The organism is Brachybacterium paraconglomeratum (genome assembly GCF_003994255.1).
Lineage (GTDB): Bacteria > Actinomycetota > Actinomycetes > Actinomycetales > Dermabacteraceae > Brachybacterium > Brachybacterium conglomeratum.
In genome coordinates this window covers 223,429-238,718 of record NZ_ML133851.1, presented here as the reverse complement: position 1 = coordinate 238,718, position 15,290 = coordinate 223,429, and the positions used below count along the sequence as shown (strand labels likewise).

General features: G+C 74.2%; 13 protein-coding genes and 1 riboswitch. Of the genes, 6 read left to right on the top strand and 7 right to left on the bottom strand.

The features are described 5' to 3' along the window. Positions 1-4 precede the first annotated feature (4 nt). The 4 genes from pepN to DS079_RS01090 form a co-directional block, all read right to left on the bottom strand. A complete protein-coding gene (pepN, locus tag DS079_RS01105) occupies positions 5-2,554 on the bottom strand; it encodes an aminopeptidase N (protein ID WP_126984472.1) in 2,550 nt (849 codons plus the stop codon). A 34-nt stretch (positions 2,555-2,588) separates the two neighbouring features. Then, positions 2,589-3,242, bottom strand: coding sequence for a ribonuclease FAU-1 family protein (locus tag DS079_RS01100; protein ID WP_164736058.1), 654 nt, complete (start codon positions 3,240-3,242; stop codon positions 2,589-2,591). A 370-nt stretch (positions 3,243-3,612) separates the two neighbouring features. Further along, positions 3,613-5,460 carry an ABC transporter ATP-binding protein gene (locus tag DS079_RS01095; protein WP_126984470.1) on the bottom strand — a complete coding sequence of 616 codons (1,848 nt, stop codon included), beginning with the start codon at positions 5,458-5,460 and terminating at the stop codon, positions 3,613-3,615. Further along, complete coding sequence (locus DS079_RS01090; protein WP_126984469.1) at positions 5,457-7,223, bottom strand: ABC transporter transmembrane domain-containing protein; 1,767 nt, start codon at positions 7,221-7,223, stop codon at positions 5,457-5,459. The genes DS079_RS01095 and DS079_RS01090 overlap by 4 nt, the downstream gene beginning before the upstream one ends. A 128-nt stretch (positions 7,224-7,351) precedes the next feature. Between DS079_RS01090 and DS079_RS01085 the strand changes: the two genes are divergently transcribed. From DS079_RS01085 to DS079_RS01060, 6 genes are all read left to right on the top strand, one after another. After that, positions 7,352-7,972 carry a mycothiol-dependent nitroreductase Rv2466c family protein gene (locus DS079_RS01085; protein WP_126984468.1) on the top strand — a complete coding sequence of 207 codons (621 nt, stop codon included), beginning with the start codon at positions 7,352-7,354 and terminating at the stop codon, positions 7,970-7,972. Positions 7,973-8,034: 62 nt separating this feature from the next. Further along, positions 8,035-8,523, top strand: a complete 489-nt coding sequence (locus tag DS079_RS01080) for a ribose-5-phosphate isomerase (protein ID WP_126984467.1) — start codon at positions 8,035-8,037, stop codon at positions 8,521-8,523. Next, the gene (locus DS079_RS01075; RefSeq protein ID WP_126984466.1) at positions 8,523-9,554 is read left to right on the top strand and encodes an Fpg/Nei family DNA glycosylase; all 1,032 of its coding nucleotides are present in this window, start codon (positions 8,523-8,525) and stop codon (positions 9,552-9,554) included. Before DS079_RS01080 ends, DS079_RS01075 begins: the two co-directional genes overlap by 1 nt. 11 nt (positions 9,555-9,565) lie before the next feature. Further along, complete coding sequence (locus tag DS079_RS01070; protein ID WP_126984465.1) at positions 9,566-10,483, top strand: phosphotransferase; 918 nt, start codon at positions 9,566-9,568, stop codon at positions 10,481-10,483. A 10-nt stretch (positions 10,484-10,493) separates the two neighbouring features. Beyond that, positions 10,494-11,555, top strand: coding sequence for an alpha/beta fold hydrolase (locus DS079_RS01065; protein WP_126984464.1), 1,062 nt, complete (start codon positions 10,494-10,496; stop codon positions 11,553-11,555). Positions 11,556-11,560: 5 nt separating this feature from the next. Beyond that, positions 11,561-12,037: a GNAT family N-acetyltransferase gene (locus tag DS079_RS01060; protein WP_126984463.1), complete on the top strand. Its 477-nt coding sequence runs from the start codon at positions 11,561-11,563 to the stop codon at positions 12,035-12,037. Positions 12,038-12,053: 16 nt separating this feature from the next. On the opposite strand, the gene DS079_RS01055 is transcribed toward DS079_RS01060, so the two are convergent. The 3 genes from DS079_RS01055 to DS079_RS01045 are packed head-to-tail and all read right to left on the bottom strand — an operon-like array spanning position 12,054 to position 15,133. Next, a complete protein-coding gene (locus DS079_RS01055) occupies positions 12,054-12,455 on the bottom strand; it encodes an ankyrin repeat domain-containing protein (RefSeq protein ID WP_126984462.1) in 402 nt (133 codons plus the stop codon). A 12-nt stretch (positions 12,456-12,467) separates the two neighbouring features. Continuing rightward, positions 12,468-14,525: an ATP-binding cassette domain-containing protein gene (locus tag DS079_RS01050; protein WP_126984461.1), complete on the bottom strand. Its 2,058-nt coding sequence runs from the start codon at positions 14,523-14,525 to the stop codon at positions 12,468-12,470. 26 nt (positions 14,526-14,551) lie between these two features. After that, complete coding sequence (locus DS079_RS01045) at positions 14,552-15,133, bottom strand: ECF transporter S component (protein WP_053918875.1); 582 nt, start codon at positions 15,131-15,133, stop codon at positions 14,552-14,554. A 47-nt stretch (positions 15,134-15,180) separates the two neighbouring features. Continuing rightward, positions 15,181-15,286: riboswitch (TPP riboswitch) on the bottom strand. Between the last annotated feature and the right edge of the window lie 4 nt (positions 15,287-15,290).

Genomic DNA, 15,290 nt, shown 5'->3' with positions numbered 1-15,290 from the left:
CGGCTCACTCGACGTCCGCGGCGCGCACCCGCTCCTGGCGGGCGACGGTGTCGCGGCCCTCGATGATGATGCGGCGCAGGCCGAAGGGTGCGTCCTCGGAGTCGGCGAGCCACTGGTCCGCGGCGTCGAGCACGCCCTGCCCGCCGTAGGAGTGCGGGAAGTAGCCGGAGACCAGGCGGGTCGCGATCTCGTTGGAGCGCTCCGCCCAGATCCGGGAGATCTCCTCGAAGTAGCGCGGACGGTACGGGGCGATCAGCGTCTCGTCGGTGACGCGGCGGAAGCCCTGCACCACCGCGGTGACCGACTCGTTGGCCAGCGTGTCCTTCTCGACCGTGCGGCGCCATGCCTTGGCCTTGGCGACCTCGGTGGGCAGCGCGGCACGGGCGGTGAGGGCGTGCTTGCGGCCGGACTGGGTGTCGTCGGCCGCGAGCTGCTCGTCGATGCCGGCGGCGTCGATCCCGCCGAGCACGGCCAGGGAGATCACGAGCTTCCAGCGCAGATCGGTGTCGATCTCGCGGCCGGGCAGGGCGATGCCGCCGCCGAGCAGCCCCTCGAGGGTGCTGCGGTGCTCGGTGGTGCGGGCCAGGCGCGCGAAGCTCTCCAGCAGCTGCAGCTGCGTGTCGGAGCCGGCCTCGGCCTCCTGGGCGAGGGCCCAGACGGCGTCGGCCGCCTGCTCGGTGCGGCCGGCGCGCTCCTCCGCGGCGGCGTAGGGGCCCGCGACGGACTCGAGCTGCTGGAGCAGGGTGCGGACCACGGAGGAGGAGCTCTCCCCGGTGAGGTTCGCGAGCACCAGCTGCTGGAAGCGGCGGCTGGGCAGCTCGGCGTCGCGCACCATGTCCCAGGCGGCGGACCACAGCAGGGTGCGAGCCAGCGGGTCCTCGAGATCGCGCAGGTGCTCCATCGCGACGGCGAGGGAGTCGGCGTCCAGGCGCACCTTCGTGTAGGTCAGGTCGCCGTCGTTGAGCAGCCAGAGGTCGGCGCGGCGCCCGGCGAGCTCGGGCACCTCGGTGAGCTCCCCGTCGACGTCGAGCTCGAGCGTCTCGGTGCGCACCAGCTTCCCGTCCTGCAGGGAGAAGCCGCCCACCTGCAGACGGTGCGGGCGCAGCACAGGGTGCTCCGCCGGGGCGGTCTGCCGGATCGCGAAGCGGGAGACGGCGCCGTCGGCGTCGTGCTCGATCACGGGGGCGAGGGTGTTGACCCCGGAGCGCTGCAGCCACAGCTGCGCCCAGCGGGCCAGGTTGCGGCCGCTGGTGGCCTCGAGCTCGGTGAGCAGATCGCTCAGCTCGGTGTTCCCCCAGGCATGCTTCGCGAAGTAGGCGCGCACGCCGGCGAAGAACTCCTCCCGGCCGACGTAGGCGACCAGCTGGCGCAGCACGGAGGCGCCCTTGGCGTAGGTGATGCCGTCGAAGTTCGTCTCGACGGCCTCGAGGTCGACCATGTCGGCGACGATCGGGTGGGTGGAGGGCAGCTGGTCCTGCTGGTAGGCCCAGCTCTTCTCCGACAGCGCGAAGGTGGTCCAGGCGTCGTCCCAGTGGGTCACCTCGGCGCTGGCGAGGGTGGAGGCGTACTCGGCGAAGGACTCGTTCAGCCACAGGTCGTCCCACCAGCGCATGGTCACCAGGTCCCCGAACCACATGTGGGCGAGCTCGTGGAGGATGGTGAGGTCGCGCCGCTCGCGCACCGCGTCGGCGACGTCGGAGCGGAAGACGTAGGACTCGACGTAGGTGATCGCGCCGGGGTTCTCCATCGCGCCCATGTTGTACTCGGGCACGAAGACCTGGTCGTACTTGCGGAACGGGAAGTCCTGGTCGAAGGCCTCCTCGTAGAACTCGATCCCGGCGCGGGTCACGTCGATGACGTCCTGGGCGTCGACGTGGTCTGCGAGCGAGGCACGGGCGAAGACGCCCATCGGGATCGTGCGGCCGTCGCGCGCGGTGACCTCGCCGGTCCCGCCCTGGTAGTTGCCGGCGATCAGCGCGACGAGATAGGTGGAGATCCGCTCGGTGGGGGAGAAGGCCCAGGTCGCCGTGCCCTCGCCTGCGGCCGACGGCTCCGGCGTGGGGGAGTTGGAGATGACGCGCCAGTGGTCGGGCGCAGTGACGGTGAGCTGGTACGTCGCCTTGAGGTCGGGCTGCTCGAAGCAGGCGAACATGCGCCGGGCGTCGGAGACCTCGAACTGGGTGTAGAGGTATACCTCGTCGTCGACGGGGTCGACGAAGCGGTGCAGGCCCTCGCCGGTGTTCATGTACCGGCCGGTGGCCAGGACGCGCACGGTGTTCGCGCCCTCGGCGAGGGCGGGCAGGTGGACGCGGGCGCCGTCGAAGCGGGAGGCGGGATCGGGCAGGAGCTCCCCGTTGAGCTCGATCTCGTGGACCTCCTCGGCGATCAGGTCGAGGAAGGTCTCCTGCGCCTCCGCGGCGTCGAAGCGCAGCGCGGTCTCCGTGCGGAAGGTCCGCTCGTCGGTGGTGAGGTCCAGCCGGATCTCGTAGGCGTCGGTGCTGAGGAAGGAGGCGCGGCGGCGCGCCTCGTCCCGGGTGAGGTTCTCTGAGGACATGGGGCCATCCTGCCACCGGGCCCGGCCCCTGCGCTCAGCGTCGGGTCAGGTCCAGGTCCCAGCTGTAGTGCTCGGGCAGCCGCGGCAGCTCCCAGGTGGGGTCCGGGAAGAAGTACTCGTAGCCGGCGGAGAAGGGGTAGGTCCACTCGGCGATGTGCTGCTCGGCGTCGCGGCCGGCGGCGCGGATCCCCTCGACCTCCTCGGGGCTGAAGTAGCCGGTGCGCTCGGCGCCCTCGAGCTCGTCCTCGTCCTTGTAGTGCCAGTCGCGGCGCGGCAGGACCACGAGGTCGAGCACCAGGTCACGGGTGCGCACGCCCTCCTCGGTCCGCTCGTAGGGGGTCTCGAGGTTGACGTAGTAGCAGCCCAGCGAGCCGTCGTCCTTGTAGAACAGCCAGATCGAGTAGGGCTTGTCGGGCAGGCCGATCATGAGGATCCCGTTGCCGGTCCAGAGCTGCTTGGACTGCACGCGGGGTGCGGTGAACATGCCCTCGTCGCCGGCGCGGCGCAGCGCCGCCCCGGACTCGAGCACGGGCAGCAGCACCTCGGTGCCGGGGGCGATCCACACCACCACGCCGCGGTCGTCGTCGAGCACGACGGTGCCGGGGCGGACGGTGCGGGTGGGGTGCTGCGGGGTGTAGTAGGTCCAGGTCACCTGGTCGCCGGGCGACCAGCGCGGGGTGGAAGACATGGTGGAGGTCCCGGCCGGATCGGCCTCCGCGGACGCCCCGTACCGACCGGCCACCGGGCCGGGGCTGCGCTGCCCGTGGAGGGGTAGGCGTATGGGGCGACCCTACCTCGTAGTCATCTCAGCCGGTGGCGGCACGCCGTCGCGGAGGGCGCCGAGTCGGAGCGTCGGCTCAGGTCAGCGCGGTCCAGGCCAGGCCCGCCGCGCCGAGGAGGCACAGCAGCGCGAGGACGAGCAGCGCGCCGCCTCGCCGGCCCCGGGGTGCTGGGCGTCGGCGGTCTCGGCCTCGCCGCCGCGGGCGCGCTGGTCCTGCGTCGCCGCTGACCGGGCCGGTCCCGACAGGGGATGCCCGGCAGGACCGGCGCGGGAGGGCTCAGCCCGCCCAGGCCTCCCACAGCCGGGCGTAGTCCCCGCCGCGGGCGACGAGCTCGTCGTGGGTGCCCTGCTCGACGACCGCGCCGTCGGCCATCACCAGGATCCGGTCGGCGACCTTCGCCTGCGAGAGGCGGTGGGCGACGATGATCGTGGTCCGGCCGCGGGCGACCTCGAGCGCCGCGCGCTCGAGCACCCGCGCCCCGGAGGAGCCCTCGTCGGCCGTGGCCTCGTCGAGGATCAGCACCGCGGGATCCTGCAGCGAGACGCGGGCGAGGGCCAGCTGCTGGGACTGCTCGGCGGTGAGCCGCTCGCCCTTCTCGCCCACCTCGGTGTCCAGGCCCTGCGGCAGCCGGTCCACCCAGGTGAGCGCCTCCACCCTGGCCAGCGCCACGCGCAGCAGCTCGTCGGAGGCGTCGGGGGCGGCCAGCTGCAGGTCCTCCCGCAGCGTGCCGCGGAAGACGTGCACGTCCTGGGAGACGATCGAGGCATGGCGTCGGACGGCCTCGAGATCCGCGCTCGCGAGATCCGCACCGCCGTGCAGCACCCGGCCGTGGCGGGGGACGAGAGTGCCGGCCATGATCGCGGCGAGGGTCGACTTGCCCGCGCCGGAGGCGCCCACCAGCGAGACGGTCTCGCCGGGGGCGATCTCGAGGTCCAGCGGCCGCAGCACGATCCGCTCGTTGCCGTCCTCGTCCTCGCCGTAGGCGTGGGAGACCTGCTCGAGGCGGATCGAGGCGTCGCGGGGCACCTCGGTGCCGGGCGAGACCGCCGGGTCGATCGAGGTGATCACCCCGACCATCCTCGCCAGGCTCGCCAGCGCCGACTGGACCTCGTCGAGGTTGAAGATCACCGCCATCATCGGCCAGAACAGGGTCACCAGGTACACGGCCGCCGCGGTGACCAGGCCGACGGGCGCCGCACCGGTCTGCACCAGCACGAAGCCGACCCCGATCACCATCGCCAGCGCCAGGTTCTCGGGCACGTTCAGGCCCAGCACCAGCCGGCTCACCAGGTGCATCACGCGCATGTTCAGCAGCGCGGCGGTCTCCGAGAGCACGGCCACGTGGCGGGTCTCGCGCCGCTCGATGCCGTAGGCGTGCACGGTGGGGATGCCGTGGATGGCGGAGAGCAGGCCCTGGGCGCGGGCGCCCATCGCGATCCGCTCGCGGCGGTAGATCGGGCCGGTGCGGCGCAGGTACCAGGTCGCGGCCAGCACGTACATCGGCACGATGATCATGACCATGAGCAGCAGCCACGGCGAGAGCATCGCCATGCCGCCCAGGGTGATCAGCACCAGGAATCCGAGCTGGATGAGGTTCGGGACGAGGTTGTTTACCGCACGGGCGGCGACGTCCACGTCGTCGGCGACGCGGGAGAGGGCGTCGCCGATGCCGGTGCGCTCCATGGTCTGCGCGGGCAGGTCCAGGGCGCGGTCGATCACGTCCTCGCGCATCCCGGCGAGGATCCGCTGGCCGAGCGCGGAGATCATCGACCAGCCCGCCGCCATCAGCACCGCCTGGAGCACCCCGACCCCGAGGATCCGCAGCCCCAGCGACCACACCTCGGCGGACGAGCCGCCGTCGGCGACCACGTCCACGGCGGAGCCGATCAGACGGGGGAGGATCGCGGCGGCGACCGCGCCGCCGACGGTGATCAGCAGCGTGGCCGTGGCCGAGAGCCAGTGCTCCCGCAGCCGCGCGAGCATGAAGCGCATCGAGGCGCCGGGGCCCGCGATGGGCAGCAGCTGCGCATGCTCGGCCAGCTGACGGCGCGCGGTCGCGTCCTCGCCGAGGACCTCCTCGAGCGGCCGGTCCCAGTCCAGGCCGGCCTTCTGAGGTGCGCTCATCGCCGCACCACCTCCCGGTACGTCTCGTGTCCCATCAGATCCGTGTGCTCGCCCTCGGCGGTGATCCGCCCGTCGCGGACGAAGACGACGCGGTCCGCCGCCTGCAGCAGCGCCGGGGCGCGGGTGACCAGCAGGGTCGCCCGGTCGGTGCGGTGCCGTGCGGCGACCAGCGCCTCGGCGATGTTCTGCTCGGTGACGGCGTCGACCGCGGTGGTCGGGTCGTGCAGCACGAGCACCGGCGCGTCCGCGGCGACGGCGCGGGCGAGCGCGATCCGCTGCCGCTGCCCGCCGGAGAGGTTCGCGCCGCGGTCCAGGATGCGGGTGTCGTAGCCCTCGGGCAGGATCCGCAGCAGGTCCTCGGCGCCGGCGGCGTGCAGCGCCGCGTCGGCCCAGCCGTCGTCGCCGGTCTCGGGCGAGGGGCCCTGCTCGGGGGCACGGGTCGCGAGCTGCTCGCGCAGGGTGCCGTCGAAGAGGTCCACGACGTGCGGCTCGACGAGCAGGTCCGCCCGCAGGCCCAGCCGGTCCTCGGGCGTGATCGCCACCTCGCCCACGCGGGCGCCGCCGTCGACGCGGCCGCTGACCGCGTCGATCACGTCCGCGGCGTCGGCCGGATCCGCGCAGGCCAGCGCCACCACCTCGCCGTCGGCGACGGACAGCAGCGGCAGGTGGAGGCCGCCCGCGGCGCCGCGCCGGCCCGTTCCGCGGCTGCCGCGCTCGTCGCGCTGCGTGGTGAGCACGTCCAGCGTCAGCTCCGGGTCGTCGACCGTGCGGCCGAGGTCCGTGTACAGGTCCCGCACGCGGCGCGCGGAGGTGGACATGCCGGCCCACCACACCGGGGCGCCGGAGAGGCCCTGCAGCATCCCCATCACGTAGCGGGCCAGGCCCACCACGGCGATCAGCACGCCGAGGGTCAGCGCGCCGTCGAGGGTGCGCAGCGAGGCGAGGATCACGACCGCCGCGAGCATCGTCCCGGTCACCAGGGTCGTCAGACCCGAGGAGAGACCCGAGTAGCGGGCGTTGACCAGCGCCGCGTCCAGCGCGATGCGGGAGCGACGGCGGTAGGTCGCCCGCGCCCGGCTCTGCACGCCCAGGCCCTGCAGCACCCGCAGCCCGTGCACGAGGTCCGTCGCGGTCGCGGCGGCCTCCGCGGCCTGGGACTGCTGGTCGTCGTAGCGGGCGGACAGGGTCGGGGTGATCACGCGGATCACCACGACCATCACCACGATGCCCAGCCCCATCGCGAGTCCCAGCCACAGGTCCATCGCGGCGAGATAGACGGTCGCGCCCAGCACCGCGAGGGTCGAGGGGACCACCCACGGGATCATGTCCATCACGTCGGAGGCCTTGTCTGCATCCGACGTCGCGATCGAGAGCACCTCGCCGGCGGGGCGGCGCACCGTGCGCGAGCGCGGGTCGAGCACCGCACCGGTCAGGCCCACCCGCAGCCGGTGCCGCTCGTACATGACCGCCTTCTGCGAGAGCAGGAAGGTCCACACCCACAGCAGCACGCCCAGCACGCGCAGCAGGATCAGCCCCGCCGCGCCCAGCACCGTCAGCCGCAGATCGCCGGCGAGGATGCCGTGGTCGATGAGGAGGCCCAGCACGATCGGCATGAGCATCTCGACGCCCTCGGACACGGTCGCCAGCGGCAGGATGAGCGCGAGGGTGCGACGGTGGGTGCGCACGATGGAGCGCAGCACGCCGGGGACGGGGCGCGCCGGGGAGGAGGTCGCCGCGGCCGCGGCGGGGGAGGAGTCGAGCACTCGTCCGATCCAACCCGTCCGGGCCCTGCGGGGCAAGGCGTTTTCCCCCGCCCGTGAGCCGGTCGACGCACGGCGGGCGCGCCGGTGCGACAATGGGGGCTCGCCAGTCCCCGACCCGAGGAGAATCCGTGAGCGCCCGTCGTGTGGAGCTGTTCGTCGACCCCGTCTGCCCCTTCGCCTGGATGACCAGCCGCTGGCTGCTGCACGCCGCCGAGGTGCGCGAGATCGAGCCGGTCTATTCGGTGATGTCGCTGTCCGTCCTCAACGAGGGTCGCGAGCTCGATCCCGGCTACCGCGCCATGCTCGATGACTCCTGGGGCCCGGCCCGGCTGGCGATCGCGATCCGCGAGGCCGAGGGGAACGAGGCCTTCTCCCGCTGGTACACCGCCTGGGGCGAGCGCTACCACGTGGGCGGTCAGAACGAGGACCGTCGCGCCACCGCGGTCGCCGCGCTCGCCGACGCGGATCTGCCCGCCGAGCTGATCGAGACCTACGAGCCGGTCGCCGGAGACGAGATCGACACGGCGCTGCGCGCCTCGCACGAGGGCGCCACCTCCCGCGTCGGCGACGACGTGGGCACCCCGGTGATCTCCTTCGGCGAGGGCACCGCCTACTTCGGCCCTGTCGTCTCCCCGGCCCCGAGGGGCGAGGACGCCGGGAAGCTGCTGGACGCGCTCGCGACGCTCGCCTCGATCGACGGCTTCTACGAGCTCAAGCGCTCCCGCTCCGGCGGCGTCGACCTCAGCTGACTGCACAGCCCGTCCCCGACGGGCCTCCTCGCCCCTCCCCACGACAGGAAGACATCCACGACATGCGCGTGCACATCGGTACCGACCACGCCGGCTTCGAGCTGAAGAACCGTCTGGTGGCCCAGCTGGAGAAGAAGGGGCACGAGGTCACCGACCATGGCGCCCACGAGTACGACGCCCTGGACGACTACCCGCCCTTCTGCACCGACGTGGGCGAGGCCGTCGTCGCGCAGCCCGGCTCCCTCGGCATCGTCATCGGCGGCTCCGGCAACGGCGAGCAGATCGCCGCGAACAAGGTCGAGGGCGTCCGCGCCGCGCTGGTGTGGAACGAGGAGACCGCGCGCCTGGCCCGCGAGCACAACGATGCGAACGTGATCTCCGTCGGCGCGCGCCAGCACTCCGAGGAGGAGCTCGAGGCGCTGATCGACCTGTTCCTGGCCGAGCCGTTCTCCGGCGAGGAGCGCCACCAGCGCCGGATCGACCTGGTGGCCCGCTACGAGACCACCGGCGGCTACAGCGAGGATCAGGGCGCCGGCGCCGACGCGCGCTGATGCCGGAGGGCCATACCGTCCATCGGCTCGCCGCCGTCTTCGCGCGCGGCTTCGGCGGGCAGCGGGTGCGCACCTCCAGCCCCCAGGGACGCTTCTCCGACGCCGCACGGCTCGACGGCCAGGTGCTGCTCGGCGCCGAGGCGGTGGGCAAGCACCTCTTCCTGCCCTTCGCGCCGTCGGCCGAGGTCGACCCGGCGGACCCCTCGGTGCGGCACGTCCACGTGCACCTGGGCCTGTACGGGTCCTGGACTTTCGCGGGCGACCCCGGCTTCGCAGGCGCCCACGCGATCGGCGCCCCGCGCCTGCGCGTCGGCGAGCGGGAGGAGGAGAGCGAGGGCACCGTCGACTGGCGGCGGATCGTGCCGCGGGAGACGGTGCGGCTGCGGATCGCCGGCCCCCGCGGCCTCGCCGACCTCACCGGCCCCACCGCCTGCGAGGTGCTGGACGCCGAGGGCCGGCAGCGGGTGCTGGACCGGCTCGGCCCGGACCCGCTGCGCCCGGACCCCGACGGCTCCGCGCGACGCCGCTTCGTCGAGGGGATCCGGCGCTCCCGCACCACGATCGGCGCTCTGCTGATGGACCAGAAGGTCGTCGCCGGGATCGGGAACATCTACCGCGCCGAGCTGCTGTTCCGGGCGAGGCTGGATCCCTTCGTGCCCGGCCGCGATCTCACCGCCGGGATGTGCGAGGAGATGTGGGAGGACCTGGTCGCGCTGATGGCCTACGGCGCGCGGACGGGGCGGATCGTCACCACCCAGCCCGAGCACCGGCAGATCGAGGCGCGGATCGTCGAGCGCTCCCGCGGCACCCGCCAGAACGGGGACGAGGACCCGGACGTCGTGCCGCGCGAGGAGTCCTTCTACGTCTACCACCGCCAGACCCTGCCCTGTCGGCTGTGCGGGACGACGGTGCGCTCGGGCGAGATCGCCGCGCGCACGGTGTTCTGGTGCCCGCGCTGCCAGCGGGTCCGCAGCCGCCGCGCGGGCTGGACCCGCGAGCACCCCGCCGCGCCCTGGGCGCTCGCGGTCTGAGGCGGACCGCGATGCGCACCGCCCCCGCGAGTCCGACCGCCGCCCAGGTGCTGGAGGCCGTGCGTCGGACCTGGCTGCCGGAGGCCGAGCAGGCGATCCACCTGCCCCTCGGGTTCGGGGCGCACCACTGGAGGATCGACGGCCCCGAGGGACCGACGCTGTTCGCGACGCTCGACCGTCCATCCCCCACACGCTCGGCAGGCAGCTTCACCGCCGCGTATCTCGGCGCACGTGAGCTCCGGGCGGGAGGACTGCCCGGGGTGCTCGCTCCGTGCGCCGGAGCGGAGGGACGCGTGACGATCCGCCTCGACGGAGCCCTGCTCAGCGTCACGCCCTGGCGCGAGGGCCGCACGCCGACGGAGGCCGAGGCCGGCGGCGCCGGGCATGCGCAGCGCGTCTCCGCGCTGCTCGACGGCCTCCACGAGGCCCGGGCACCGGAGGTGCTCCGTCCGTGGGCCGCGCGCGTAAGCCCCGGTCTCGCCGCCCGGCTCGAGGAGCGGACCGGCTCGGCCTGGACCACGGGACCGATGGGGGAGACGGCCCGCGCGCTGCTCCGCGGCGCGGCGCCGCGGATCCGTGAGATCGAGGTGCGCTACCGCGAGCTCGTCGCCCTCGAGAGCACCCGCGCCCACCGCAGGGTTCCCACCCACGGGGAGCCCCATCACGCCAATCAGCTGCTCACGGCGGACGACGAGCTGCTCCTCGTCGACTGGGAGACCCTCGCCCTGGCACCCCTGGAGCGCGACCTCGCCGCCCTGTCCTCGAAGCTCCGCGACGCGCGGGGAGCGGACCCCGCGATGAGCGAGCTGTTCGATCTCGAGTGGACGCTCAGCGAGGTCGAGGAGTACATGCGCTGGTTCAGCGCCCCGCACATGGGCACCGAGGACGACGAGATCGCTCTGCAGGGACTGCGGGACGAGCTGAACTAGGATCGGCCCCATGAGCCGCTGCGCGCTTCCTCCGCTCCCTCTGACGATTGCCGAAGGGATGCTCGAGCGGGAGGACGGGAGCAGGATCTTCTGGGACGAGGCAGGGACCGCGGACGGTGTGCCCACCCTCTACCTGCACGGCGGACCGGGGGGACGGCTCACGCCGGGACACCGCCGGAACGTGCCCGAGGATCGCGCCCGGATCATCGCCCTGTCGCAGCGCGGGTCGGGGCGCTCGACCCCGTCGGCCGGGGCTCCGGGCCCGGTCGACCTCTCCGCGCTGACCACCGCGCACCTGGTCGCCGACCTCGAGGCGCTGCGCGAGCATCTCGGAGTGGACGCCTGGATCGTGCAGGGCGTCTCCTGGGGCAGCACCCTCGCGCTCGCCTACGCCCAGGCGCATCCCGAGCGGGTCCTCGGCGTCGTCCTGTTCGCGGTCACGAGCACCTCCCGGCGTGAGGTCGACTGGATCACCGAGGGCGTCGGCGCGCTCTACCCTGAGGCATGGGACGCCTTCGCCACGTTCGCCGAGGAGAGGGCAGGCTTCGACCGCTGCGACCGCTCCCCGCAGCGGCTGCGACTGGTCGAGGCCTACCGGCGGATGCTCGTCGCCGAGGACCCCCACCTCGTCGACGCCGCCGTGCGTGCCTGGACGACCTGGGAGGACACGCACATCGCGATCGGCGGAGGCGGCCCGTCCGAGCCCTCCGCGCCCCCGAGCGACGCCCCGATCACGGAGTACGAGCGCGGCTTCGCCCGGCAGGTCACCCACGTCTGGGCGCACGACGGCTTCGTCGCCGACTGGGCGGTGCCCTTCGGTGCGGCACCGGGCTCGGGGCTGCTCGGAGGGATGCACCGCCTGCAGGGCATTCCGGGCGTGCTGATTCACGGCCGCCGCGACGTCTCGGGACCTGCGCTGACCGCCTGGGAGCTGCACCGCGCCTGGCCCGGCAGCGAGCTGATCGTCGTCGAGGAGGAGGGGCACGGCGGGCCGATCATGGTGGAGCACTGGCGCGAGGCCATGGAGAGGCTGGTCGGCGGCGCGCGCCGCGCCCGTCCGGCAGTAACCTGACGCCCATGCCCGACCAGCCCGCCGCCGCGCCCGACCTGCACCGCGCCGTCCTCGACGACCTCTCCGCCCGCACCCTCTACCTCCTGGCGACGCTCCGCCAGGACGTGTTCACGATGGAGCAGGGCGCGACCGACGCGGACCTCGACGGGCGCGAGCTCGAGCCCACCACGGAGCTGCTGTGGCTCGAGGAGGAGGGCGCGCCGATCGCGCACCTGCGCCTGCTGCGGGAGGCCGACGGCACGCTCCGCATCGGCCGCGTCGCGGTGCGCGCGGACCGCCGCCGCGGCGGCCACGGCAGGCGCCTCATGGTCGCCGCGCTCGAGCGGGCCGGGGAGCTCGCCCCGAGCGCCGAGGTGCACCTCGACGCCCAGGCGTATCTCGAGACGTGGTACGCCTCGATGGGCTTCGAGACGGTGAGCGACGTGTTCCTCGAGGCCGGGATCGAGCACGTCGCGATGGTGCTGCGTCCCGCGAGCGCCTGAGCCCGTCCCCGTCGGCTCAGGCCCGGCGCGCCTCGATCAGCTCCACGATCTCGGCCCGCTCGAAGTAGCGCGCCGTCGCCAGGCCGCTCGGCTCGCCGAGGTCCGGGTCCGCCCCGGCCTCGAGCAGCGCCGTCGCCACCTCGGTGAAGCCCTTGAAGGCGGCGCCCGCGAGCGGGGACTGGCCGCGGTCGTTGAGCAGGTCCACGTCGGCGCCGCGGGCGGCGAGCTCGGTCACCAGCGCGGCGTGCCCGTGATAGGCGGCGAGCATGAGCGGGGAGTTCCCGGAGGCGTCGCGCAGGTTCGCCGGCGCGCCGTTGTCGAGGAAGGCGCGCACGGTCTCGGCGTCGCCCGTCCGGGCGGCGTCCAGCAGGGCATTGGCGAGCTCGATGAGCTCGGGATCCAGGGAGTCGTCGGTCATCGCCCCAGCGTATTACGCAGCACCGACGAGCATCTCCGCGAGCAGCGGCCACACCAGCAGCCCCGCCGCGATCCCGACCCCCAGCAGGTCCGCGGGGCCGACGGGGCTCGGCGCCGCCCAGGTGCGACGGGTCGCGGTCGCGAAGCCGCGGGAGTCCATCGCCAGGGCCTGCTGCTCGGCGCCGCGCAGCGTGTCCACGAGCAGGGCGAGGGTTGCGCCCGCGAGCACCCGGGGGGAGCGGGGACCGCCGAGGCCGCGGCGAGTGCGGGCCTCGAGGATCGCCGCCCACTGCCGGCCCAGATGCCCTACCCGCACCAGCGCGATCACGGAGGCGGCGACGGGCCGTCCGGGCAGGTGCAGGCGCTGGCCGAGCGCGTCCCCGAGCGGGGTGGGGCGCACGGAGGCGAGGGCCAGCACCCCGGGGGCGACGAAGGCGGTGATCCGCGCGGCCTCCTTCAGGCCGACGAGCCATGCCTCCCCGGACAGCGCAGGCGCCTCGCCCAGCAGCGCCGTGGTCCAGGCGAGCCCCGCCGCGGAGAGCAGGATCGGGAGCAGGCGCAGGGCCGCGCCGCGCAGGCTCCGCACCGCCAGCGGGGCGAGCAGCACGGTCGGGGCGAGGGCGAGCAGCCCGCCCTGCCAGCTCTGCACGGCGAAGGAGCCGATCGCGGCGAGAATCCCGATCAGGCTCAGCGTCAGCGGGTTCAGCGCGTCGGCCGGGACCCGGCGGGGCGCGGGCGTGGGGACCGCGCCCGGCGCCGGGGCAGGCAGGTCGTGGCGCGCGTCGGCCGCGGCGACGAGGAGCTCGTCGTGGCTCGCGGCGAGCACCGCCGTGCCGCGGGCCGTCGCCTCGCGCAGCAGCTCCAGCACCTCGCGGCGCCGCCGGGCGTCCAGGCCCACGGTCGGCTCGTCCAGGACGAGCAGGTCGGGGCGCTGGGCGAGGGCCGCGACGATCGCGAGACGGCGCTGCTCGCCGCCGGAGAGGCGGTGGGGATGGGCGCCGGCGAGCGGGGCGAGGCCCGCCCGCTGAAGGAGCTCGTCGGCGAGGTCCTCGTCCGTGGCCCAGGGGGAGGCGAGGACCTCCTCCCGCACGGTCGTCGCGACGAAGGAGTGCTCGGGGTCCTGGGGGACGAGGGCGATTTGGGAGGGTTCGGGGCGGGACACGGCGCCCGCGCCCGGCTCCGTCGCGCCGACGAGGACGCGCAGCAGGGAGGTCTTGCCCGCACCGGACGGGCCGGTCAGCGCGGTCAGCCGCCCAGCGCGCAGCTCGAGGTCCTGCGGCGCGGTGAGTCCCCGGGCGGGCACGGTGACGCCGCGCAGCGCGGCGACGGTCTCGCTGGGCCCGACGGGGCCCGGTGCCTCCTCGGCGGCGGCCTCCTCCTCGAGCACTCCCGCCTCGATCAGCACTTCGCGACGGTGGGAGAAGAGCTGGTCCGGATGCCCGTCGGCGAGCACCCGGGCGCGAGGGCCGAGCACGATCAGCCGGTCCACGTGCGGCAGCCAGGGCCCGATCCGGTGCTCGGCGACGACGAGGGTGCGGCGGCCCGTGACCGCGAGGATCGCCCGGCGCACCCCCTCGGCTGTCGGGGCATCGAGCATGGAGGTCGGCTCGTCCAGGAGCAGCAGGTCGGGGCGCAGGGCCAGTGCGCCGGCCAGCGCGATCCGCTGCTGCTGGCCGCCCGAGGCGTCCAGCGGCGCCCGCTCGGGGTCGAGGTCGACTCGCGCTGCCTCGAGCGCCCGGGCGGCGCGCTCGGTGAGCTCCGGCCGGGGCAGTCCCGCGTTCTCCGGTCCGAAGGCGGCGTCGCGGGCGACGGTCGCGCCGACGAGGGCGTGCACCGGGTTCTGCAGCAGCAGGCCCCGCTCCCCGGGCCGGCTGGGCGCGGGGACGAGCCCCTCGCCGTCCCCGTCCTCGGGGTCCAGCAGCCCGGCCAGCGCCCGCAGCACCGTGGACTTCCCGCTGCCGCTCGCCCCGGCCAGCAGCACTCGCTGCCCGGGCGGGATCGCGAGGTCGAGCCCCTCGATGGTCGGCTCGCGCCGGCTGAGCGGCCGCCAGCGCAGCCCGTCGACGTGCACGGGCGCCGCCGGGACGGTCCCGGTGCTCAGGCCTCCACCGCGCGGGCCGCCTCCCGGCCGGAGGCCAGGGAGTCCACCGCGCCGGTCGCGATCAGCGCCCGGCTCGCCGCCCAGCCCAGCACCCCGCACAGCAGCGCCCCCGAGAGCAGGAAGAAGGCGAGCATCGTGCCGGAGAAGGCCCAGCTCATCTCCTGGTAGTAGGCGACCTTCTCCCATCCCCATTCGAGCAAGGCAGAGAGCACGCCGCCGAGCACCGCCACGGGCAGGGTGAAGCGCCGGTAGCGGGTGAGCAGGAAGGCGAGCTCGACCCCACCGCCCTGCATGAGACCGGACACGGCGGTGCCCCAGCCCCACTGGCTGCCCAGCAGCATCGAGAGCACGGCGGCGACCATCTCCGCGAGCAGGGCGGCGCCGGGCTTGCGCACCAGCAGCGCGGCGAGCACGGCCGGCAGGAACCAGATCCCCGCCAGCAGCCCCTCGGCAGGCTTGAACGCCGCGGTCAGCGGGCCGATCAGGGTGTAGAGCTGGCCGTAGCCGAGGAAGGCGACCCCGAAGGCCGCCCCGATCAGCACGGTCACCAGCAGATCGACGGTGCGATAACGGGTCATCACGTCTCCTCCCAGGTCCTGGAAGGGGCGCGGAGCACCGGCGGTGCTCCACGGAAATCCCGACTCCCTACGCCGGTGCGAGCCGGATCAGGTTCGAGGGTCTGCGCCGTCGGCGCACTCTCAGCACCGGACGGTGCTCCCCTGTCAGTGGATGACG

Bases quoted from the DNA above. Each gene is read 5' to 3' on its own strand.
- pepN (WP_126984472.1), bottom strand. From the start codon at position 2,554: ATGTCCTCAGAGAACCTCACCCGGGACGAGGCGCGCCGCCGCGCCTCC.
- DS079_RS01100 (WP_164736058.1), bottom strand. From the start codon at position 3,242: ATGTCTTCCACCCCGCGCTGGTCGCCCGGCGACCAGGTGACCTGGACC.
- DS079_RS01095 (WP_126984470.1), bottom strand. From the start codon at position 5,460: ATGAGCGCACCTCAGAAGGCCGGCCTGGACTGGGACCGGCCGCTCGAG.
- DS079_RS01080 (WP_126984467.1), top strand. From the start codon at position 8,035: ATGCGCGTGCACATCGGTACCGACCACGCCGGCTTCGAGCTGAAGAAC.
- DS079_RS01075 (WP_126984466.1), top strand. From the start codon at position 8,523: ATGCCGGAGGGCCATACCGTCCATCGGCTCGCCGCCGTCTTCGCGCGC.
- DS079_RS01070 (WP_126984465.1), top strand. From the start codon at position 9,566: ATGCGCACCGCCCCCGCGAGTCCGACCGCCGCCCAGGTGCTGGAGGCC.
- DS079_RS01065 (WP_126984464.1), top strand. From the start codon at position 10,494: ATGAGCCGCTGCGCGCTTCCTCCGCTCCCTCTGACGATTGCCGAAGGG.
- DS079_RS01060 (WP_126984463.1), top strand. From the start codon at position 11,561: ATGCCCGACCAGCCCGCCGCCGCGCCCGACCTGCACCGCGCCGTCCTC.
- DS079_RS01055 (WP_126984462.1), bottom strand. From the start codon at position 12,455: ATGACCGACGACTCCCTGGATCCCGAGCTCATCGAGCTCGCCAATGCC.
- DS079_RS01045 (WP_053918875.1), bottom strand. From the start codon at position 15,133: ATGACCCGTTATCGCACCGTCGATCTGCTGGTGACCGTGCTGATCGGG.